Origin of the sequence: Marinobacter sp. (assembly GCF_033722195.1) — a bacterium.
Lineage (GTDB): Bacteria > Pseudomonadota > Gammaproteobacteria > Pseudomonadales > Oleiphilaceae > Marinobacter.
The window spans coordinates 1-21,286 of record NZ_JAWVZL010000013.1; the positions used below are offsets into that span (position 1 = coordinate 1).

Sequence of the window (21,286 nt, forward strand, 5' to 3'; positions counted from 1 at the left end):
CAGAGCGTGTTCGGTGCCATCCAGCAGCGGCTGGAGAAAATGCGTGAACAGGAGCGCCAGGAGCACCAGCAGGGTGACAAGGATCCCTCCATCCACTAACCAACCGCAGGGCGAGTCCGTTCCATGAGCAGAAGCATTGCAGTGTTTGTGCTGGGCCTGGTGATACTGGGCGCCAGCGCCGCCAGCCAGGCCCTGGAGCTGACCGGGCCGCTGTCCCAGGGCGCACTGGTGCGAGGCCAGGTGGCGCCCGGCAGTGAAGTCCGGCTCAACGGCGATCCTGTGCGGGTCACCGATGATGGCCGCTTCGTGCTGGGCTTTGACCGCAACGCTGAGCTTCGCCAGCAGCTTACGGTGCTGGCACCGGATGGCAGCCGCCGGCAGAAGACCCTGACCCTGGCCGAGCGCGACTACCGCGTCCAGCGTATCGACGGCGTGCCTGGCCGCACGGTGACGCCGTCGGAGGAGCACCTGGCGAGGATCCGCCAGGAGGCGTCGCAGGTTCGGGAGGTTCGTGACACCGACTCCAGCCTGACAGGCTTTCTGGGGGATTTCATCTGGCCGGCGTCCGGTCGCATTACCGGGGTCTACGGCAGTCAGCGGATCTACAACGGCGAGCCCCGGTCGCCCCATTACGGTATTGATATCGCGGCGCCGGCCGGGGCCCCGGTGGTGGCGCCGGCGGACGGTGTGGTAACACTGGCAGAGCCGGATTTGTTCTATTCCGGCGGAACCCTCATTATTGACCATGGCTTTGGCGTCAGCTCCACCTTCCTGCACCTGTCGGGCTTCGAGGTGACGGTGGGCCAGCGGGTGCGCCAGGGGGATCGGGTGGCGCGGGTGGGCAGCTCCGGACGGTCCACCGGGCCGCACCTGGACTGGCGTATGAACTGGTACCAGGTGCGGGTGGATCCCAACACGGTGGCACCGGCCCCGACGGCCGGGCACACACCCTGAGCCGCGGGCGCAGGTCCTGCCCGGCGCCTCAGGCCAAACGAAGAACAACACGAGTAAGGGGAGACGAGAACCGATGACCGACATCCATCAGACCGTGTATGTGGTGGAAGACGACGAGGCGGTAAGGGATTCATTGGAGCTGCTGCTCAAGTCCGCCAAGAAGTCCGTCAAGACCTACCCCACGGCCAACGCCTTTCTCAGCGACTATTCCGACCGCATGGCAGGCTGCATCGTGCTGGACATCCGCATGCCGGGCATGGACGGTCTGGAACTTCAGAAGAAGCTCAACGAGCGTCATTCGATCCTGCCCATCATCTTTGTCACCGGCCACGGTGATGTGCCCATGGCGGTGGACGCCATGAAAGAGGGTGCGGTGGACTTCATCCAGAAGCCCTATCGTGAAGAAGCCCTGCTGGAGAAGATCGAGGCCGCCCTGGAACAGGACCGTGAGCAGCGCAGGACGCTTGGGGAGAAGCAGGAAATCGTCCGCCGTATCAAGACCCTGACGCCCCGGGAAAAGGAGATCATGGATCGCATGATCGCCGGCCAGGCCAACAAGGTCATCGCCATCGAGCTGGACATCAGCCAGCGCACCGTGGAGATCCACCGCTCCCGGGTCATGCACAAGATGGGCACCCACTCCCTGGCACACCTGGTGCGCATGGTGCTGTCAGTAAAGGACCGTATCGACGCCGGCTGAATTGACGGCCAAGATACGGGCACTCCCTGAACCGGCCAGACTCTATGACTGAAACCGTCAACGGCTACTCGGAAGCCACCGTGCTTCTGGTGGATGACAATGCCCAGAATCTCAAAGTCCTCTACGAAACGCTGAAAGACCGCGGCTACAAGCTGCTGATCGCGAACGACGGTCACAAGGCCCTGAACCTGGCCCAGCGCCACCTGCCGGAAGTGATCCTGCTGGATATCATGATGCCGGACATCGACGGCTACGAAGTCTGCCAGCGGCTCAAGACCGATCCGGTCACTGCCGACAGCGCCATTGTCTTCCTGTCCGCCCTCGACGATGTGGATGCCAAGGTCAAGGGCTTCGCCCTCGGTGGCGCCGACTACATCGCCAAGCCGTTTCAGGCCCAGGAAGTCATCGCCCGGGTGCGCACCCACGCCCAGGTCATCCGGCTGGAGCGGGAACTGCAGGCCCGTAACCGCCAGCTCGAGAACGACCAGACCCGTATCCTCAATGCCATCAACGAGGGCATCTACGGGCTGGATTCCGCCGGCACCATCGAATTCGCCAATCCGGCCGCCGCCATGATCACCGGCTGCTCCACCGACGAGCTGATCGGTCGCAACTTCTTCGAACTGCATTTTGGTCGCCGCTGTGGCCCGGAAGACGAGCCCTCGGCGCAGGTGTTGCCGGTGCAGACCACCTGTGCCCAGGGGATCGCCGAGCACCAGCGCGATGTCCGCATGCGCCGCCTCAATGGCGTGGATTTTCCCGCCGAATACCGGGCCACGCCGAAACTGGAAGGCGGGCAACTGGTGGGGGCCGTCGTGGTGTTCCGCGACATCAGTCCGGAGCTTGCCAACGAGCAGGCCCTGGAGGAGGCCCGGTCACTGGTGCAGGAACAGCGCGACCAGCTGGCCCATGCCTCCCGCATGTCCACCATGGGGGAAATGGCGGCCGGCTTTGCCCACGAGGTCAACCAGCCGCTGACCGCCATCACCAACTACGCCCGCGTGGCCTTGCGGATGATGGCGGACGATCCGCTGGACCGGGAGCTGATCCAGCAGACACTGAGCAAGATTGAGGCCCAGTCCCATCGCGCCAGTGAGGTGATCCGTCGCATTCGCCGTTTCGTCAAGAAGCCGGCCGCCGGCAAGGAAGTGCTGTCGCTCTCGCAGTTGCTGGAGGAGACCCGGCAGTTCGCCGAGGTGGACGCCCGGCACAATGAAGGGGACGTGTTGGTGGAGGTGGCCGAGGATGTGCCGGAAGTGGTGGCGGATCCGGTCCAGGTCCAGCAGGTGGCCCTGAACCTGATCCGCAATGCCCTGGAATCCACCCGCAGTGCCGGTCGCCATGCGCCGGTTGTGGTCAGCGCCGAGCTGCGCGGGCCCGAGTGTGTGCGGATCAGCGTGACTGATCAGGGCCTGGGGGTCTCCGACGAGGCAGAAGAGCAGCTTTTCCTGCCGTTCTTCACCACCAAGGCCGAGGGCATGGGCATCGGCCTGGCCCTGTGTCGTTCCCTGATCCAGGCCCAGGGCGGTGATATCGGTTTCGAGCGGCCACCTGAAGGGGGTGCCCGCTTCTTCTTCACCCTGCCGGTGGCGCCCGCCGCCAACGCCTGAAGCGGCCTCAGCGCCAGTGCACCTGACCGGTCAGGTGGGGCGCATCACCGGCCGCATTCAGCAGCTGGAAATCCCATGCCTTATTGCCTTCCCGCCAGTTCAGGGCGGCCCGACCCGGCAGGAACAGGGGCTTCTTGAACTGGCAGTCGACGGTCACCCCCGTGTCAGACCAGCCGGTCTGCTGGCTCAGCAGGGCCAGGCAATGGGCCTTGCTCCACATGCCATGGGCGATCGCGCGGGGAAAACCAAAGGCCTTGGCGGTCAGCGCATGCATGTGGATCGGGTTCATGTCGCCCGAGAGCCGGCCGTAGCGCCGTCCCAGGGACTCCGGTGCCGTCACCTCCAGCCGATTGGGGTAGCTGGCCAGGGTCGGCTTTTTTGCTTTCGCCTGGCTTTTGCCGCCGGCCTGCTTCTGCCGGAACAAGGTGGTGCTGGCCTCCTCCCACACCAGGGAGCCGCCGGACCAGGCCCTGGTGACCAGATCGAATTCCAGGCCCTTGTCCGTGCGCTGGTCGTTGGCCACAGTGACGGTCAGGTCCAGGCGCTCGGCGACGCCGATGGGGCGGTGCTGGGTGATGCTGTTGCGCAGGTGCACCAGGCCCAGCAGCGGGAGGGGAAAACGCTTGTCGGTCAGTAGCTTGAGGTGCAGCGGGAAGGCCAGAATGTGGGGCCAGGTGAGCGGCACGCTGGTGCGCACAGGAAAGCCGCAAAGGCTCCGGTAGCGCGCCAGCTCGGCGCCCCCGGTCGACACCCCCACCAATTCGGCAGACAGTTCGGGCAGGCGGGTGTCTTCGCCGGCCCCGGATTTCGGCAACAAGGCGCGACCGTACAGGGATAGGAGTCCAGGACCCTGGTTACGATAGGACATTGTCTGTTGCATGGTTTTACATCTCCCGTCTTGAGCGGCGCTGGAATCGCTCTACTATAAGTCAAATGGGGCCAAACGGTGCTTGCCGGAACGGTTCCGTGGATTTCTGCGTCTGACCTTCATGCCCGTGAACAAGGCGCTGGCGGTCGATTGCCGGCGGAGGGGTCTGGATCCGGTTCGCCGATCATCGTCGCCAGGTGTGCGCTTACCGGTGGCAGTGGGATACCATAAGCGGTAGACAGTCTGCCAGTCTGGCAAAGTCCGGCGGTGGCGGCATTGACTCCAGCCACCAGGGGGCCGGTCGAGTAGGCCAACGCAGGCCGTAAGGTTTCAATAACCCGATAACTATAAATGGTGCGTTATGCAGGAACTTCGTGATGCTGGCGTGATGCTTCGCCTGATTTACCAGGCGATGAAAACCAAGGGTATCGACACTGACGCCATTTTTTCCCGTTTGGGCGTCAACACGGATTACGTCTACACCGAGCAGTTGCGCACACCCCACAGTGCCCAGCTCTATTTCTGGCAGGCCGTGGAGGACGTCTCCGGCGACCGCAACATCGGCCTGCACCTGGGCCAGGTCCTGCCGGTCTACAAGGGCCAGGTGCTGGAGTATCTTTTCCTCAGCAGCCCCACCTTCGGCGAAGGCCTGCGCCGGGCCCAGAACTACCAGCGCCTGCTCAGTGACGCCGCCCGCACCGATTTCCTGATCGAGGGTGACGAAGCCTGCATGGTGCTGGACGCCGCCTCCGAGGAGGTCAGCCGGCTGCGGCATTTCAACGAATGCTTCGTCCAGGGCCTGATGATCTTCTTCAAGTCCATCACTGATGGCGAGTTCCATCCCTCCCGCATCGAATTCGAGCATGACCGGGACCACAGCCAGGACCACGTCCGCGAGGTGCTGGGCTGCGAGGTAGTCTTCGGTGCCCGCGAGAACCGGATGTATTTCCCCGCCAGCTTGCTGGCCCACCCGTCGCCCCATGCCGAGCCGGAGCTGCTGGACCTGCACGAGCGTTTTGCCAGCGAGCAGGTGGCCAGGCTGGAGAAGAAGGACATCGTGGGCCAGGTGGAGCGCATCGTCGCCGAACTGCTGGACAGCGGCGAGGTGACCCTGGACGGTGTCGCAGAGCGCCTGGGTATCAAGCCGAGGACCCTGCGGACCCGGCTCACCGAGGCCGAGACCAGCTTCAACCAGGTGCTGGCGGATTTCCGTTACCGCCTGGCCCGGCAGCTGCTGGCCACCACCGACGAATCCATTGACGAGATCGTCTACCTCACCGGATTTTCCGAGCCCAGCACCTTCTATCGGGCCTTCAAGCGCTGGTCCGGCATGACCCCCATCGAATATCGCAAAACCGCCCAGGGCAAGGATGTCATGGTGGATGCCATGTAGCCTGAGAGGCCCGGTGGTGAATTCCGCCGGGAATCTTTCGGAAAACCGTTGACATGCGGGGCGCCCTCTTTATAATGCGCCCTCGTTGTCACCGAGCGAGCCCTTCCGGAAAGCTCGACAACACCGCGCGGAGCGGTAGTTCAGTTGGTTAGAATACCGGCCTGTCACGCCGGGGGTCGCGGGTTCGAGTCCCGTCCGCTCCGCCATTTTTCCCCTCTCTATGACGTACACTTTCTTCATTTTTCTGTCTCATCTGTCACGGCACAGTCCCGTCCGTTCGTTAACCGTCAGGCTATGCCTTTGGCTTTCTGCTCTTCACTGAACGCCCGCCGATGCTGCCCGGGGCTCCGCCCGAACCAGCGCTGGTAGGCCTTGTGAAAGGCCGCCGGACCGGAAAACCCCAGCAGCCAGGCAATCTCAGAGAACGCCAGCCGCGTTTCCCGGATGTAGTCCAGGGCCAGGTCCTGTCGCGTGCGATCCACCAGCTCCCGGAAACCGGTGCCGGCTTCCGTGAGGCGACGCTGCAGACTCCAGGGCGTGATTCCGAGTTCCATGGCCACCTGTTCCAGTCGCGGCGCCTCGCCTTCCAGCAGTGGCGTCAGCTTCTCCCGTACCTGATCCCGGACACCCCATCCCGAACGCAGCCGGGCCAGGGCCTGCTCGCAATCCTCACGCAACTGGCGGTGAACCGCCGGCTGGGCGTCGCGGCAGGCCATGCGCATCACCTCCGGTCGCGGGTAGATCCGGTTGTGACCCGCGCCGAACACCACCGGGCAGCCGAACCAGTGCTCGAAGGCCTCGGCAACGCCCCGGTCCGGGTACTCGATGCTAACCCGGGCCAGCACCTGCTGCTGGCCGGTGACGGTGCGAAGCAGCTGGGTCCAGGCCGCCAGCACCGAATCCACCACAAAGTGATTGAAGGCGTTGTAGGGCTTGATGGAGTAGAACTCGGCGGCGGCAGGTTCGGTCAGCATCCGGGGCTGGCCGCGACTGTTCTGGCTGGTGAGCAGGTCATACCGGATCTGGGTTGCAAGGGCCTCGCCCGCAACAGCGGCGGTCTGGGCGGCGAGTCCGGCGCGGCCGGCATCCACCGGGCGCGTGAGCTGCCCCATGGTCAGGCCCAGGGCCGGATTACCGGTCAGGGCCGTGGCGGCATGGCCCAGGCGCATGAAGCGGGGGATGCTGATACGGGCATCCGGCACCGCCAGCAGCTGGGGCTCGATACCGAACTGGGCCAGCAGCGGGCCGGAGTCGAGGTCGTGGGCATCGACGGCCCGGGCGATCACCGCCACGTAGAGCAGGCTGATGTCGCCCAGGGTGTTGCTTCTCTGGAGAGAACCGGGTGCGGGCATATTGTCGGACAAGTAATCTGGAGATAATAAAATGTTATTTGAGGATATTGTTCCACGCAAGGCAGCAGGCTAATTTGTGCTCATTCCCGGCCGCCGGCGTAAAGATCGGCACCGGACGACCGAAGTGATGAGGAGAACACCATGACCGTTACCGCTACCAGCCCCGGCGTTGCCAAATACCCGCACCTGCTCGAGCCGCTGGATCTGGGTTTCACGCGCCTGCGCAACCGCACCCTGATGGGCTCCATGCATACCGGCCTCGAGGAAGCCCCCGACGGCTTCAACCGCCTGGCGGCCTTCTATGCCGAGCGGGCCCGGGGCGGTGCCGGCCTGATTGTCACCGGCGGTATCGGTCCCAACGCCGAAGGCGCGGTTTTCCAGCACGCCGCCAAGATGGACACCGAGGAAGAGTCCGACCGCCACAAGGTGATCACCCAGGCGGTGCACGAGGCCGACGGCAAGATCTGCATGCAGATCCTCCACGCCGGTCGCTACGCCTACTCCCCGACGCTGGTGGCGCCATCCGCGATCCAGGCGCCCATCAATCCGTTCACTCCCAAAGAGCTGGACGAAGCGGGTATCGAGAAGCAGATCCAGGCCTATGTGGACTGCGCCGCCCTGGCCCAGCGTGCCGGCTACGACGGCGTCGAGATCATGGGCTCGGAAGGTTACTTCATCAACCAGTTCATCGTGTCCCATACCAACCATCGTACCGACCGCTGGGGCGGCAGCTACGAGAACCGAATCCGCCTGCCCCTGGAGATCGTGCGCCGGGTCCGCGAGCGGGTGGGGGCGGAGTTTATCATTATCTACCGGCTGTCAATGCTGGACCTGATCGAGGACGGCAGCACCTGGGACGAAGTGGTGCACCTGGCCAAGGCCATCGAAGCGGCCGGCGCCACCATCATCAACACCGGTATCGGCTGGCATGAGGCGCGAGTGCCCACCATCGCCACCTCGGTACCCCGCGGCGCCTTCACCAAGGTGACCGCCCGTCTCAAGGAGCATGTCAGCATCCCTCTGGTGACCACCAACCGCATCAACATGCCGGACGTGGCGGAGAAGATCCTGGCGGAAGGCGACGCCGACATGGTGTCCATGGCGCGGCCTTTCCTGGCGGACGCCGACCTGGTGGCCAAGGCCGCCGCTGACCGGGCGGAGGAAATCAACACCTGCATCGGCTGTAACCAGGCCTGCCTGGACCACACCTTCAGCGGCAAACTGACCTCCTGTCTGGTGAACCCGCGGGCCTGTCACGAGACCGAACTCACTTACGTCCGGACCGCCAACCCCAAGCGCATTGCCGTGGTGGGCGCCGGCCCCGCCGGCCTGGCAGCGGCCACCGTGGCGGCCGAACGCGGCCACCAGGTGACCCTGTTCGACTCGGCGTCGGAAGTGGGCGGTCAGTTCAATGTGGCCAAGCGGATCCCTGGCAAGGAGGAGTTCTACGAGACCCTGCGCTATTTCCGGGTGATGCTGGACAAGCACGGCGTCGAGGTGAAGCTCAATACCCGGGTCAGCGCCGAGGACCTGGTGGCGGCCGGTTTTGACGAAGTGCTGCTGGCCACCGGCGTAGCACCCCGGGTGCCAGAGATCGAGGGTATCAATCACCCCAAGGTCATGGGCTACCTGGATGCGCTGCTGGAGCGTAAGCCGGTGGGCCAGCGGGTCGCCGTGATCGGTGCCGGCGGCATCGGTTTCGATGTCTCCGAGTTCATCGTCCACAAGGGCACCTCGGCGGCGCTGGATCCCGAGCATTTCATGCGGGAGTGGGGCGTGGACCTCACTGTCGAGCACCGGGGCGGCATCCAGGGCGTCAAGCCGGAGCTGCCGGAGCCGGCGCGGGAGGTCTACCTGTTGCAGCGCAAGACCTCCAAAGTGGGCAAGAACCTGGGCAAGACCACCGGCTGGATCCACCGCACCTCCCTCAAGCATCGCCAGGTGCAGATGATCCCCGGCGTCAGCTACCGCAAGATCGATGACGAGGGTCTGCACATCACCATCACGCCCAAAGGCGCCAGCCAGGGTGAGGATCGGGTGCTGCCGGTGGACAGCATCATCATCTGTGCCGGCCAGGAGCCGCTGCGGGAGCTGCAGCAGGGTCTGGAGCAGGCGGGTGTGCCGGTACACCTGATTGGCGGTGCCGATGTCGCGGCGGAACTGGACGCCAAGCGGGCCATCAACCAGGGCAGCCGGCTGGCGGCGCAGCTCTGAGTTCCGGGCGGGCCCGGTGGCATTCACCGCACCGGGTCCAACAACAAAACTTTTCAGTTTTCATCCTGCCTGTTCCTCGGACACTCGCTACAATGTGATCAATCGGGCTTTAGCGGAACGTTTGGCCCAGTGCCGGCGTGTGTCCGGTAGCTTTTTGTTCAGGGGAGTGTTGGATGGCTTCTGCCAATCAGGCCGCCGAAGGCTACTCGGCGGTCTTGTTCATGGACGGCGCCCAGGTGTCCCGCCAGATGCGGGCGTCCGAGTTTGGCGCCTTCCTGGATGGGTATGTGGGTCTGTCGGATCTCGCGGACACGGACGTGCGTGCGGTGCATGTGGTGCTGGGCGGTGATCTGCTGATCCGCTCGCTGGTATTTTTCCGAATCTATTTTGATGAGGAAGGCCGTGCCGACAGCCACTGGAACCTGCCGGTGGAGCAGCTTGCCCAGGACGGCGCCAAGGGTCCCGACCTGGGCGGCGGCGCCATCCGGCTGGTATGCCGCAGCCAGTGCCCGGCGCCCAATCTGGCGGACGAGCTCTGGGACCCGGACATGACGCCGGGCAGTAACCACTTCCAGGCCATTCGCAAGGCCATTGACGCCAACAGTCTCAAGTTCCAGCGCCAGGCCGCCCAGGAAACCGAGCCGGAGATTCCGGTGCTGCGTTCGGCCCTTACCAAGGGCGGCGGAGCCGCCGACGATCCGGAGACCGGCGCCCAGCGTTCCCGCCTGGCCCAGACGATCCGCGAGCAGCGGCTGCGCATCAAGACCCTGCAGAGTGTACACCGGGATGCCCTGTCGGACCTGCAGCGGGAGCATCGGCTGGAGATGCAGGCCCTGCGCAGTGAAATGGCGGACCTGGAGCAGAAGTACGAGCGCCAGCGTCTGACCAACGAGCAGCTCAAGAAACGTCTGGCGGATCGCAACGAGCAGTACCTCTCGATCCAGGAGCGGATGGGCCAGGAGGCCGACAGCCGCAACCAGGAGAACCAGACCAATCACGCCGAGGTGGTACTGCTGCGGGAGCAGCTGGAGCGCAAGCAGCGCGAGCTGGAGATGCGCAACGACAAGATCATACTGCTCGAGCAGGAGAACCACGACCTCCGGCACCGGGAGCCGGTGGAAGATTCACTGATGCGGCAACTCCAGGTCCAGAGCGTGTTTCTGGTGGCCTATCACGCCGGTGTCGGTCACCTGACGCTGCCGTACTCCGAGATTGACCGCTACTTCGAGAATCCCACCGCCTACGCCGCCGCCAAGTGCGGTCTCAACGAGCCCGCCTACCGGGAATGGCTGGCCCACTACGAGGCCCCCACCTGCCACCACAAGCTGAAGAACGGCAAACTCTGTGGCGAGCCCATCCTGCGGGTCAGCCAGCCCGGCGACTTCCAGCCCGGCCGGGACGACCGCTGCGAGGCGCACCAGGTGGCCGAGCACCAGACCGTCTAGGACACCGGGCGTTCAGTGGACCGTTCAGGCCATGGCCCGGGCCTCTTCCCCAGGCCAGCTGTCCGGCACCACGAAATATCGGTCCTTCTCGTCATAGCCCTGGCCATCCGGCCTGGGCGCCATGCGCGCAAACAGTCCCGCGGTCCGGTCCCGTGCGATCCGCTGAAGCTGGTCGGCCACTGCCTGCGGGCAGGGCGGCTGGCGGCATTGGAAGGGGCCGAGCCAGTCCGGCTTGTGCAGGGGCACCCAATGGTCGTGATCCAGCCCCGGTAACTCCGATAGCGCCAGCCAGTAGCCCCGCTCATGGTGTGGGTTGACCCAGTCCGGGGCCCGGGGGCAGGGTGGTTGCAAGGGGTAGAACAGGTTGCCCGGCATCACGATGCGGGCGGTCAGCGGGCCCGCCAGGTCCTGGGCGGCCAGCAGACTCAGGGTTTCGGGCCGCTCGGTCATGCGGCTCTGGTGGTTCAGCAGCCGGTCCCGTTTCAGGTCCAGGCGGTCCCGGGCATTGGGACCGTACCATCGCACCCGGTCCGGCTCCGGCAGGCCAAGGTAGTATTTCACCGCCAGTTCATGGTGCTCGGCCGCCGCGGTCACCGGGTTGCAGACGATGAAATCCAGCTCCCCCAGGGTTCGGCCGCGGGTGTCCCTGACCGGCTGGTTCTGCAGCAGCACCGGCCAGCCCAGCAACTGCTCCAGCAGGTAGGCGTACAGGCGCTCGAAATAGTGCCCGAGGCGGCGGGAGGGGGCCTGCTCCAGCCAGGCCAGAAGGGGTCCGGGCGCGGCATCCAGCAGCGCCAGGCGGGTCATCCAGTCTTCGGGCAGCCAATCGGCGGGCCGGAACAGCGGCTGGTCGTCAAGCAGCGGTGGCGCCTGGCACAGCCAGGCCAGGTGCCGCACGGCGGGAGTCTGCCAGAGTGGGCTGGCGGTGTGGTTCATGGTGTGGCTCCACTGCTCTGTTGCTGCCCGGAGAACTTTTTCAGAATCACGCCGTAATTCGGTAAGATGGTGCGATTCAATTCCCGCACCACCGGTGGCGGCGCGTCACTGGATCTCACTCTACAGGATGTCGCATGGATCAGTTCAGGAACATAGGTGTCATTGGCCGCATGGGCAGCGTCAAGGTGGTGGAGTCCCTGCGCCAGCTGCGCAATTACCTGGTCAATGAGAACTACCATGTGATTCTGGAGTCCGACACTGCCAACATGCTCCCGGGCCATGGCCTGCAGGTGGCCAGCAAGAAACTGTTGGGGGAAATCTGCGACCTGGTGATCGTGGTGGGTGGCGACGGAAGCCTGCTGGGAGCGGCGCGGGAGCTGGCCAAGTCCAAGATCCCGCTGCTGGGAGTCAACCGGGGCCGCCTGGGCTTTCTGACCGATATTGCCCCGGCTGAGCTGGAAAAGCGCCTGAGCCGTGTGCTGCAGGGCGAATACATCGAGGAGAACCGCTTCCTGCTGGACGCCCACGTGGAGCGCAAGGGCCAGCCCCTGGGGTTTGGCTCGGCCCTGAACGATGTGGTGCTGCACCCCGGCCGTTCCACCCGGATGATCGGTTTCGACCTCTACATTGATGGCCATTTTGTCTATTCCCAGCGCTCGGACGGCCTGATCGTGGCCACCCCCACCGGCTCCACGGCCTATTCCCTGTCCGCCGGTGGCCCCATCATGCATCCCAAACTGGATGCCATTGTGCTGGTGCCCATGTTCCCCCATACCCTCAGTAGCCGGCCGATCGTGGTGGACGGCAAGAGCGAGATCAAGCTGGTGATCGGCGAGACCAACGAGACTTACCCCCAGGTCAGCTGCGACGGCCAGATGAACGTGGCCTGCGCCCCGGGGGATGTCATCCGCATCACCAAGAAGCCCTTCAAGATCCGGCTGATCCACCCCACCGACCACAATTTCTACGCCACCTGCCGGGACAAGTTGGGCTGGGCCAGCGAGATAGCAGCGAGTTGATCATGGCAGTCAGGAAATCCGCCAGTCGCGGCTACGATATCATTGGTGACATCCATGGCTGCGCCAACACCCTGGAGCGCCTGCTGGGCCAGATGGGCTATCGCAAGATCAACGGGATCTACCAGCACCCGCGCCGGCAGGCCATCTTCATCGGCGACATCATCGACCGTGGCCCCCGCATCCGGGAGGCCCTGCATCTGGTGCGGGACATGGTGGATCACGGCTCCGCCCGTATCGTCATGGGCAACCACGAATACAATGCCCTGGGCTACTGCACCCTGGCCCGGGCCGGCAGCGGCCGCAAGTGGCTGCGGGAGCACAACCCCCGCCATGACCGTCTGATCCGGGAAACCCTGGAGCAGTTTGCCCATTATCCCCATGAGTGGAACGAGTTCCTGGAGTGGTTCTACACCCTGCCGCTGTTCATCGAGGAGGACCACTTCCGGGTTGTGCACGCCTGCTGGGATCACGAGCTGATCGAGAAGTTCAGGCAGGTCCAGGGGGGCAGCTGCATTGACGAGGACTTCCTCCATGCCTCCTCGGTGATCGACTCCTTCGCCGGCCAGGTCATGGACAACCTGCTGCGGGGCACGGATCTGCGCCTGCCGGAAGGGCTCTCCATCACCAGCCGGGACGGCTTCAAGCGGCACTTCTTCCGCACCAAGTTCTGGGCCGACAACCCCCAGACCTACGCCGACGTGGTGTTCCAGCCCGACCCGCTGCCGGATGCGATCGCCCAGCGGACCCTCACCGACGACGAGCGCCGGCAGTTGCGGAGCTACCCGCTGTCGGAGCCGCCGGTGTTCGTGGGTCACTACTGGATGGAGGGCGAGCCTGCGCCCCTCAAGCCCAATGTGGCCTGCCTGGACTACAGCGCAGTCAAGTACGGCAAGCTGGTGGCCTACCGTCTGGACGACGAACGGGAACTTAGCCGCGATAAATTCGTCTCTGTGGAAGTGGAGCGGCCGGAGCTCAGCGACGATCCACAAACCGAAGACAGTCTGTCGAGGTGACCCCTTGTATCGAGTGAAGCAGCTGGCAACGGATGTGGACCTGTCGGATTTCAGCGCCTGGCTGCGGGCGCAGGGCGTCGAGCACCGGATTGCCGAGGAGGGTGGCCAGCAGGTGCTCTGGCTGGCAGAACCCGAGCATGCCGAGGCGGTTTTGAATGCGCTGGATCAGTACCTCAACCGGCCGGCAGTGCGGGCGGCGGTGAAGGAAACCCGCCACTCACCGGTGTTCGTGGGCGGGCGCTGGCAACCCTCGCCGGGGCATGCCCCGGTGGTGCTTGCGGTGGTGATTGTGGCGGCCCTGCTGGCCTGGGCAACGGGCCTTGGCCGCAGCCAGCTGTCGGCCTGGCTGATGTTTGTGGACCCCCAGCAGTTTGGCTGGGCGACCATGGACCAGCGCCTGGCGGCCCTCAGCCAGACCCTCACCTCCGGTGAGCTCTGGCGCTTGGTGACGCCGGCTTTTCTGCATTTCTCCTGGACCCACATCATTTTCAACGCGGTGATGCTCTGGTTCCTCGGCAGCCAGGTGGAGTGGTTCGACGGCAAGGGCCGGTTGCTGGCGCTTTTTCTGGTGACGGCGGTGGTTTCCAATGGCCTGCAGTTCGTGGTGTCCGGGCCGCTGTTCGGTGGCCTGTCCGGGGTGGTCTACGGCGCCCTGGGTTATTGCTGGTTGAGCCAGCAGCGCCGGGCCCGGTTCCAGTTTCCGCCGGCGCTGATCCTGTTTGCAGTGGGCTGGATGGTGGTGGGTTTCACCCCGCTGCCGGCGCTCCTGGGCATGGGGCCGATGGCGAACGAGGCCCACCTGGGCGGTCTGTTGGCGGGTCTGACGATGGCGCTGCTGGTGGCACCGCCAAAAAAAAGCCCCGCATGATGCGGGGCGTTAAAAGAGCCTAAGCTCCTGATGAGAGAGACCAAATGGCAAACGACCGTTGTCATCTGGTTTAATAATGATAATCGTTATCATTTATTGCGGTCAACCTCTGTGGGGGAAAAATTTTCATGACTTACGACGAATTAATAGAGCGCCTGGATCCGGCGGTCTATCAGAGCCTGAAAAGGGGCATCGAACTGGGCAAATGGCCCGACGGTCGCCCGGTCACCAAGGAGCAGCGTGCCATCTGCATGGAAGCCGTGCTCTATTATGAGCGCAAGCATGATATTCCGGAGGAGCAGCGGGTGGGCTACATCGACCGTCGCAGGGCCGACGGCAGTCAGGCCGGCCCGAAGGGCGACACTGACCGAATCCGCATCCTGAACTGAGGTAGGCCCTTGAGCACTGGAATTGACGTCGCTGGCCGATTGACCAAGATGGGCGTGGCAGCCGGTGACCCGGTCAGCTACACCCTGAAAGTGGGGGACACCCGTCTGCCCCTCAATGATCTGATCGGCAGCCGGGTGCAGATCGATTTCGACGGCAGGATTCGCTGTATTAACTGCGACCGCAACACCAGCAAGAGTTTCAATCAGGGCTACTGTTACCCCTGCTTCAAGCGCCTGGCGGCCTGCGACAGCTGCATCATGAGCCCGGAGAAGTGCCACTACCACCTGGGGACCTGCCGGGAACCGGAATGGGGCGAGACCCACTGCATGACCGGGCATGTGGTCTACCTGGCCAACTCTTCCGGCCTGAAGGTGGGGATCACCCGGGCGTCCCAGGTGCCGACCCGCTGGATCGACCAGGGCGCAGTGGCGGCGCTGCCCATGCTTCGGGTCGCCACCCGGCGCCTCGCGGGTCTTGTAGAGGTGGCCTGCAAGGCCCATGTTGCGGACCGCACCAACTGGCGGGCCATGCTCAAGGGCGATGTGCCAGAGGTTGACCTGGCTCAGGAGCGCCGCAGCCTGCTGGCCCGAATCGAGCCGGAACTGGCCGCGCTGCGGGCCGAGCACGGTGACAACGCCCTGCAGACTGTGGACGATGACGGCCTCAGCCTGGGCTATCCGGTGGACGTCTGGCCCGCCAAGATCGCCACCCACAACCTGGACAAGACGCCGTCCGTGTCGGGCATCCTCCAGGGCATCAAGGGCCAGTATCTGATACTGGACACCGGGGTGATCAACATTCGCAAGTACACCGCCTATCAGGTACGGTTCCGGGCCGGACGGGACGCGGCCTGAACCGCGCACCGGCTGACCAGCCAACTGCCTGTGCCATGATCGACAGCTTCGGAGAGACTCAGTATGCGTACCAGCCAGCCCACCACCATTTACCTCAGTGAGTATCAGGTTCCGGCCTTTCTGGTGGATCATGTCGACCTGCGGTTCGAGCTGTTCGAGGACGGCGCCCGGGTTCACAGTGTGCTGGACATCCGGCGCAACACCGAAGCCGGCCGCGACCAGGCGGCCCTAGAGCTGGATGGTGACAGCCTGACCCTGGAGCGGCTTCAGCTGGACGGCCGGACCCTGGGCGAGGACGAGTACGACAACCAGGGTGAGCGACTGGTCATAGCCCGGGTGCCCGATCAGTTCCAGCTCACGGTGGTGACCTGGATCGAGCCCCAGAACAACACCCGCCTGGAAGGCCTCTACAAATCCTCCGGCATGTTCTGCACCCAGTGCGAGGCCGAGGGCTTCCGCTGCATCACCTACTATCCCGACCGGCCCGACGTCATGGCCAGGTTCCGCACCCGCGTGGAGGCCGACAAACACCACTACCCGGTACTGCTGTCCAACGGCAACGACGTGGAGCGGGGCGACCTGGCGGACGGCCGTCATTTTGTGACCTGGGAAGACCCCTTTCCCAAACCCTGCTACCTGTTCGCCCTGGTGGCCGGGGACCTGACCGAGAAGCGTGACCACTACACCACCCAGTCCGGCCGCGGTATCGATCTGCGGATGTATGTGGAGCCCCGCAACGCCGACAAGTGCGACCATGCCATGGACTCCCTGAAGCGCGCCATGCGCTGGGACGAGGAGGTTTACGGCCGCGAATACGACCTGGACATCTTCATGATCGTGGCGGTGGACGATTTCAATATGGGGGCCATGGAGAACAAGGGCCTGAATATCTTCAACTCCTCCTGTGTGCTGGCCAGCCCCGACACCGCCACCGATGTGGCCTTCGAGCGCATCGAGTCCATCGTTGCCCACGAGTATTTCCACAACTGGTCCGGCAACCGTGTGACCTGCCGGGACTGGTTCCAGCTCAGCCTGAAAGAGGGCTTCACGGTGTTCCGGGACTCCGAGTTCTCCTCCGACATGGGCTCGGCCACCGTCAAGCGCATCGAGGACGCGACCCTGCTGCGCACCGCCCAGTTCGCCGAAGACGCCGGGCCCATGGCGCATCCGGTGCGCCCGGCCTCCTACATGGAGATCTCCAACTTCTACACCCTGACCATCTACGAGAAAGGCTCGGAAGTGGTGAGGATGATCCGTACCCTGCTGGGGCCGGAGCTGTTCCGCAAAGGCAGCGATCTCTACTTCGAGCGCCACGATGGCCAGGCGGTGACCACGGACGATTTCGTCCAGGCCATGGAGGACGCCAGCGGCCGCGACCTCGGCCAGTTCCGGTTATGGTACGAGCAGGCGGGCACCCCGGAACTTACCGTCCGTGACGATTACGACGCCGGCCGGCAGGTCTACTCCCTGACCATCGAGCAGCGTATTCCGGATACCCCGGGCCAGCGCAATAAGAAGCCCCAGCACATTCCGTTTGGCATCGGTCTGCTGGACAGCAACGGCAAAGACCTGTCCTTGCGGCTGTCCGCCGGGGACCACAGCCACCTCACCGAGCGGGTGCTTGAACTGACCGGTGAACTCCAGACCTTCGAGTTCCACGGCCTGGCGGAGCGGCCGGTACCGTCCCTGCTGCGGGGATTCTCGGCGCCGGTACGGGTGTTCTACCCCTGGACCCGCGACCAGCTGATGTTCCTGATGAGCCACGATTCCGACGGCTTCAACCGCTGGGATGCCGGCCAGCGCCTGGCGGTGGATGTGATCAGCTCGCTGGTGGGTGCCCCGGCTGAGGCCGAAGTCGAGCCCCGGCTGCTGACCGCCTACCGCCACCTGGTTTCCGACACCGAACTGGACCAGGCCCTGGTGGCGAAGATGCTGCAGTTGCCCAGCGAGGCCTATCTGATCGAGCTGACCGCCGAGGCGGACGTACAGGCCATCCACGCTGCCCGCAACCGGGTGCTCCAGGAGGTTGCCGACACCCTGCGTGATGAGCTGGTGGCCTGCTATCACCGCAACCATCAGAGCGGCGACTACACCTACAACTCCAGCGCCATTGCGCGGCGCGCCCTGGCCAACACCGCGCTGGCCTGGCTGCTGCACATCAACGATGAGGAAGGCCGTGAGCTGGCACTTCGCCAGTTCAAGGATGCCAGCCATATGACGGATCAGGCCGGCGCGCTGCGGGCGCTGGTGAACTCGGACTTCGAGGCGGACCGGGACCGGGTGCTCGCCGACTTCTTCCGCCAGTGGCGGGAGGACCCCCAGGTGGTGGAGCAATGGTTCTCCGTACAGACCGCCAGTCCCCGGTGCGGCGACCTGGAGCGGGTCAGGGCTTTGCTGGAGCACGAGGCCTTCGACTGGAAGAATCCCAACAAGGTGAGGGCGGTCATTGGGGCCTTTGCCGGCCAGAACCTGGCCCGCTTCCACGCCCCGGACGGCTCGGGCTATCGTTTCCTGGCACAGCAGATCTGCCGGCTGGACGACAGTAATCCCCAGATCGCCGCCCGTCTGGTGTCGCCGCTGACCCGCTGGCGCAAGTTTGCTCCGCAATACCGGGACGGCATGAAAGCGGCGCTGGAGACGGTGCGGGACAAAGCCGGGCTGTCACGGGATGTTTATGAGGTGGTGCACAAGAGCCTGGCGGAGCCGGCCTGAGGCCGGCTGGCCCGGCGCGGGAGTCCGGGGGTGACTGACGCCACGGTCAGGCGGGATCAGAGGGAACCATTGGCTGGGGCCAGCGTGTTATCTGCCAGCGCCCAGCCATACCTAAAGAAGCATAGTGATACAAAATCGCACTTTCGGTCGATGGACAATGTTAGACGTTCGGCTAACCTTAGGTCCGATGAAATACAACAATTAAAAGCCGTTAAAGGCTTTCAGACGCATGTAGGGCTCTAGAAACATGAGATACGACAAGAACTGGTTGCTGGGCGGCCTCTTGGCCTGCTCGCTTGTGACCACCGCTGCTCATGCCGCAGTCTCCGCCTCTGAAGCGGCCCGGCTTGGCAAAGACCTGACTCCGTTTGGTTCCATCAAGGCCGGTAACGACGCCGGAACCATTCCGCCCTGGACCGGTGGTCTGACCGAGGCACCTCCGGGTTACAAGGGCTCCGGCCAGCACCATATCAACCCGTTCCCGGACGACCAGGTGCTGTTCACCATCAACGCCCGCAACGCCGACCAGTACGGCGAGTTCCTGTCGGATGGCATCAAGGCCATGCTGGACACCTACCCGGCAAGCTTTGAAATTCCGGTCTACCAGTCCCGCCGCACCCACGCTGTGCCCGAGTTCGTGGAGAAAAACACCAAGGAGAACGCCACCAGCGCCACCATCGTGGGCGAGGGTGCCGGTCTTGACGGCGCCTTTGGCGGTTATCCCTTCCCGATTCTGCACGGCACCGACGAAGAGAAGGGCTGGCAGGCGATCTGGAACCACCTGACCCGCTGGCGGGGCATCTCCCTGACCCGTCGGGCCAGTGAAGTGGCGGTCCAGCCGGATGGCGATTACTCGTTGGTCACCTCCCAGCAGGAAGCCTTCTTCAATTTCTACAACCCGGAGGGCGGTGAGGAAGATCTGGACAACATCATCTTCTATTACCTGTCCTTCACCCAGTCGCCGCCGCGTCTGGCCGGTGGCGCAATCCTTGTGCACGAGACCCTGAACCAGATCGTCAATCCCCGTAACGGCTGGGGCTACAACGCCGGCCAGCGCCGTGTGCGCCGCGCCCCCAACCTGGGTTATGACTCCCCCATCGCTGCCGCCGACAACCTGCGGACCGCCGATGACACCGATATCTTCAACGGTGCCCTGGACCGGTACAACTGGACCTACAAGGGCATGCGGGAAATGTACATCCCCTACAACAACTACCGCATCGGCGAGAAAGGCCTGCCCTACTCGGAGATTCTGGGCGTTTCCCACCTCAACCCGGATCTGACCCGGTGGGAGCTGCATCGCGTCCATGTGGTGGAGGCCAATCTCAAGGAAGGTGCGCGCCACATTTATGGCAAGCGGGTGTTCTACATCGATGAAGATAGCTGGAACACAGTGCTGCTGGACCAGTATGATGGCCGCGGCAACCTGTGGCGCGTCAGCATGGCGGTCCTGAAGAACTATTACGAGCTGCCGGGTGTCTGGTCGTCGCTGGAAGTCTTCCACGACCTGCAGGCCCGCCGGTACCACGTCCAGGGCCTGGACACCGAAGAACCCCAGACCCGGGTGTTCACCGACGAGGTGCCGAACAAGCGCTACTTCTCACCCGCCTCACTGCGTCGCAGGAGCGTGCGGTAACGTTCAGGACGCTGATTTAAAAAGCTTTCCTGTTCCGGACATGCTGGCCTTCGAAAGGGGGCCGGCATTTGTATTGTCAGGGCGGAGCCGAGGTCGGCACCGTCAGGATCTGAAGTTACACAACATAAAGGCATTTCTGCATGGCTACACGGTTGACGCGCAAGAGTATCGGAGCGGTTTGCCTAGGGCTCTCCCTGGTAATCACGGCTCCATCAGCGGTTGCTGTCAGTGACCTGCTGGAAACCCCCGCCCGGGACACCCAGCTGGCGACAGAGTATCTGCTCAATGACATCGCCCAGGCGGGTGAGCGCATGGTTGCTGTGGGCGAACGCGGCCACATCATCTATTCCGACGACGACGGCAAGACCTGGATCCAGGCCGAAGTGCCGGTGTCCGTCACCCTGACCGCCCTGCATTTTGCAACCCCCACCCACGGCTGGGCGGTTGGTCACAGTGGTGCGGTGCTGCACTCCTCCGACGGTGGCGAGACCTGGAGCCTGCAGCTCGACGGCATCCGGGCATTCGAGCTGGCCATCGAGGCCAAGGAAGAGCGGGTAGCGGAACTGGAGGCTGAAATCGAGCAGGCGCCGGAAGAGCAGGTCGGCGACCTCGAGTGGGCCCTGGACGACCTGCTGTTTACCCTGGAAAACATGCGGGCGGACCTTGAGATCGGGCCGGTAAACCCATTCCTGGCAGTCTGGTTCGAGAACGAGAGCCACGGTTTCGTCGTGGGTGCCTACGGCATGATCTTCCGCACCACCGATGGCGGCGAGAGCTGGCGCGACTGGTCCGGCGAACTGGCGAACCCCACCGGTTTCCACCTCAACGCCATTGACCGGGTCAAGGGCGGCGGTCTGGTGATCGCCGGTGAGGCAGGCCTGATCCGGGTCTCTACCGATAATGGCGAGACCTGGGAAGAGCGTGAAAGTCCCTACGACGGCTCCTTCTTTGGCGTCATGGGTACCGGCGATGTGAATGAGATCCTGGTCTTCGGCCTGCGGGGCAACATCCTGTTTTCCGAGGACCTGGGCCGGAGCTGGGATACGGTTCCCACCGATTCCACCGCCACCCTCAATGAGGGCGCCGTCACCCCCGGCGGGCGCATCATTCTGGTGGGCAACGGCGGTGCGGTTCTTGAGAGCACCGACGGCGGCGAGACCTTCAAAAGTTACTTTCGGGAAGATCGCGAGGGTGTGATGGCTGTCGTTCCGGTTGTCGAGAACCGTCTCATTCTGGTAGGTGAGCAGGGCGTCAACGCCGCCGATGCCGCCGGTAAGAATCTCTAATTCCGCCCTGTAGTGGCAAGAACCGAAAGAACAAGA

17 protein-coding genes and 1 tRNA gene are annotated in these 21,286 nt (G+C 64.1%); 15 read left to right on the forward strand and 3 right to left on the reverse strand.

From position 1 onward, the window contains the following. Positions 1-123: 123 nt before the first annotated feature. The 3 genes from R3280_RS04110 to R3280_RS04120 all read left to right on the forward strand — a co-directional run bounded on the left by R3280_RS04110 (position 124) and on the right by R3280_RS04120 (position 3,264). Positions 124-954 (forward strand): M23 family metallopeptidase, encoded by an 831-nt coding sequence (locus R3280_RS04110; RefSeq protein ID WP_318997310.1) that lies wholly within the window; start codon positions 124-126, stop codon positions 952-954. A gap of 73 nt (positions 955-1,027) precedes the next feature. Then, positions 1,028-1,654, forward strand: coding sequence for a response regulator FixJ (fixJ, locus tag R3280_RS04115; RefSeq protein WP_318997311.1), 627 nt, complete (start codon positions 1,028-1,030; stop codon positions 1,652-1,654). A gap of 44 nt (positions 1,655-1,698) precedes the next feature. Next, entirely contained in the window at positions 1,699-3,264 is a 1,566-nt protein-coding gene (locus tag R3280_RS04120; protein WP_318997312.1) for a response regulator, read from the forward strand. A 7-nt stretch (positions 3,265-3,271) separates the two neighbouring features. Here R3280_RS04120 and R3280_RS04125 read toward each other — a convergent pair whose 3' ends face one another. Further along, complete coding sequence (locus R3280_RS04125) at positions 3,272-4,144, reverse strand: MaoC/PaaZ C-terminal domain-containing protein (RefSeq protein ID WP_318997313.1); 873 nt, start codon at positions 4,142-4,144, stop codon at positions 3,272-3,274. Positions 4,145-4,493: 349 nt separating this feature from the next. On the opposite strand from R3280_RS04125, the gene R3280_RS04130 reads away from it, so the two are divergent. Both R3280_RS04130 and R3280_RS04135 read left to right on the forward strand, forming a co-directional pair. Beyond that, a complete protein-coding gene (locus R3280_RS04130; protein WP_318997314.1) occupies positions 4,494-5,525 on the forward strand; it encodes an AraC family transcriptional regulator in 1,032 nt (343 codons plus the stop codon). 129 nt (positions 5,526-5,654) lie between these two features. Beyond that, positions 5,655-5,731, forward strand: a tRNA-Asp gene (locus R3280_RS04135). Positions 5,732-5,812: 81 nt separating this feature from the next. On the opposite strand, the gene R3280_RS04140 is transcribed toward R3280_RS04135, so the two are convergent. Then, positions 5,813-6,877, reverse strand: coding sequence for an AraC family transcriptional regulator (locus R3280_RS04140; protein WP_318997315.1), 1,065 nt, complete (start codon positions 6,875-6,877; stop codon positions 5,813-5,815). 141 nt (positions 6,878-7,018) lie between these two features. On the opposite strand from R3280_RS04140, the gene R3280_RS04145 reads away from it, so the two are divergent. Continuing rightward, positions 7,019-9,091, forward strand: coding sequence for an NADPH-dependent 2,4-dienoyl-CoA reductase (locus R3280_RS04145; protein ID WP_318997316.1), 2,073 nt, complete (start codon positions 7,019-7,021; stop codon positions 9,089-9,091). A gap of 173 nt (positions 9,092-9,264) precedes the next feature. Next, positions 9,265-10,536 carry a DNA repair protein gene (locus R3280_RS04150; RefSeq protein WP_318997317.1) on the forward strand — a complete coding sequence of 424 codons (1,272 nt, stop codon included), beginning with the start codon at positions 9,265-9,267 and terminating at the stop codon, positions 10,534-10,536. Between the two features lie 24 nt (positions 10,537-10,560). On the opposite strand, the gene R3280_RS04155 is transcribed toward R3280_RS04150, so the two are convergent. Beyond that, positions 10,561-11,472, reverse strand: coding sequence for a DUF1853 family protein (locus R3280_RS04155; RefSeq protein WP_318997318.1), 912 nt, complete (start codon positions 11,470-11,472; stop codon positions 10,561-10,563). A gap of 134 nt (positions 11,473-11,606) precedes the next feature. Between R3280_RS04155 and R3280_RS04160 the strand changes: the two genes are divergently transcribed. The 8 genes from R3280_RS04160 (at position 11,607) to R3280_RS04195 (ending at position 21,250) form a co-directional block, all read left to right on the forward strand. Further along, positions 11,607-12,491, forward strand: coding sequence for an NAD(+) kinase (locus R3280_RS04160; protein WP_318997319.1), 885 nt, complete (start codon positions 11,607-11,609; stop codon positions 12,489-12,491). A gap of 2 nt (positions 12,492-12,493) precedes the next feature. Beyond that, the gene (locus R3280_RS04165; RefSeq protein WP_318997320.1) at positions 12,494-13,504 is read left to right on the forward strand and encodes a metallophosphoesterase; all 1,011 of its coding nucleotides are present in this window, start codon (positions 12,494-12,496) and stop codon (positions 13,502-13,504) included. Positions 13,505-13,517: 13 nt separating this feature from the next. After that, on the forward strand, positions 13,518-14,372 hold the full coding sequence (locus R3280_RS04170) for a rhomboid family intramembrane serine protease (RefSeq protein WP_318997350.1): 855 nt from the start codon (positions 13,518-13,520) through the stop codon (positions 14,370-14,372). Positions 14,373-14,500: 128 nt separating this feature from the next. Further along, complete coding sequence (locus R3280_RS04175) at positions 14,501-14,761, forward strand: YeaC family protein (RefSeq protein WP_318997321.1); 261 nt, start codon at positions 14,501-14,503, stop codon at positions 14,759-14,761. Between the two features lie 48 nt (positions 14,762-14,809). Beyond that, the gene (locus R3280_RS04180; protein ID WP_413468739.1) at positions 14,810-15,616 is read left to right on the forward strand and encodes a DUF2797 domain-containing protein; all 807 of its coding nucleotides are present in this window, start codon (positions 14,810-14,812) and stop codon (positions 15,614-15,616) included. A gap of 63 nt (positions 15,617-15,679) precedes the next feature. After that, a complete protein-coding gene (gene pepN, locus R3280_RS04185) occupies positions 15,680-18,328 on the forward strand; it encodes an aminopeptidase N (protein WP_318997323.1) in 2,649 nt (882 codons plus the stop codon). Positions 18,329-18,575: 247 nt separating this feature from the next. Then, positions 18,576-19,964: a DUF1329 domain-containing protein gene (locus R3280_RS04190; RefSeq protein WP_318997324.1), complete on the forward strand. Its 1,389-nt coding sequence runs from the start codon at positions 18,576-18,578 to the stop codon at positions 19,962-19,964. A gap of 140 nt (positions 19,965-20,104) precedes the next feature. Beyond that, complete coding sequence (locus R3280_RS04195) at positions 20,105-21,250, forward strand: WD40/YVTN/BNR-like repeat-containing protein (RefSeq protein ID WP_318997325.1); 1,146 nt, start codon at positions 20,105-20,107, stop codon at positions 21,248-21,250. The last annotated feature ends 36 nt before the right edge of the window (positions 21,251-21,286 follow it).

Coding starts and splice junctions, on each gene's coding strand:
- pepN (WP_318997323.1), top strand. CDS start 15,680: ATGCGTACCAGCCAGCCCACCACCATTTACCTCAGTGAGTATCAGGTT.
- R3280_RS04180 (WP_413468739.1), top strand. CDS start 14,810: ATGGGCGTGGCAGCCGGTGACCCGGTCAGCTACACCCTGAAAGTGGGG.
- R3280_RS04195 (WP_318997325.1), top strand. CDS start 20,105: ATGGCTACACGGTTGACGCGCAAGAGTATCGGAGCGGTTTGCCTAGGG.
- R3280_RS04150 (WP_318997317.1), top strand. CDS start 9,265: ATGGCTTCTGCCAATCAGGCCGCCGAAGGCTACTCGGCGGTCTTGTTC.
- R3280_RS04130 (WP_318997314.1), top strand. CDS start 4,494: ATGCAGGAACTTCGTGATGCTGGCGTGATGCTTCGCCTGATTTACCAG.
- R3280_RS04155 (WP_318997318.1), bottom strand. CDS start 11,472: ATGAACCACACCGCCAGCCCACTCTGGCAGACTCCCGCCGTGCGGCAC.
- R3280_RS04175 (WP_318997321.1), top strand. CDS start 14,501: ATGACTTACGACGAATTAATAGAGCGCCTGGATCCGGCGGTCTATCAG.
- R3280_RS04160 (WP_318997319.1), top strand. CDS start 11,607: ATGGATCAGTTCAGGAACATAGGTGTCATTGGCCGCATGGGCAGCGTC.
- R3280_RS04110 (WP_318997310.1), top strand. CDS start 124: ATGAGCAGAAGCATTGCAGTGTTTGTGCTGGGCCTGGTGATACTGGGC.
- R3280_RS04120 (WP_318997312.1), top strand. CDS start 1,699: ATGACTGAAACCGTCAACGGCTACTCGGAAGCCACCGTGCTTCTGGTG.
- R3280_RS04190 (WP_318997324.1), top strand. CDS start 18,576: ATGAGATACGACAAGAACTGGTTGCTGGGCGGCCTCTTGGCCTGCTCG.
- R3280_RS04140 (WP_318997315.1), bottom strand. CDS start 6,877: ATGCCCGCACCCGGTTCTCTCCAGAGAAGCAACACCCTGGGCGACATC.
- R3280_RS04145 (WP_318997316.1), top strand. CDS start 7,019: ATGACCGTTACCGCTACCAGCCCCGGCGTTGCCAAATACCCGCACCTG.
- R3280_RS04125 (WP_318997313.1), bottom strand. CDS start 4,144: ATGCAACAGACAATGTCCTATCGTAACCAGGGTCCTGGACTCCTATCC.
- fixJ (WP_318997311.1), top strand. CDS start 1,028: ATGACCGACATCCATCAGACCGTGTATGTGGTGGAAGACGACGAGGCG.
- R3280_RS04165 (WP_318997320.1), top strand. CDS start 12,494: ATGGCAGTCAGGAAATCCGCCAGTCGCGGCTACGATATCATTGGTGAC.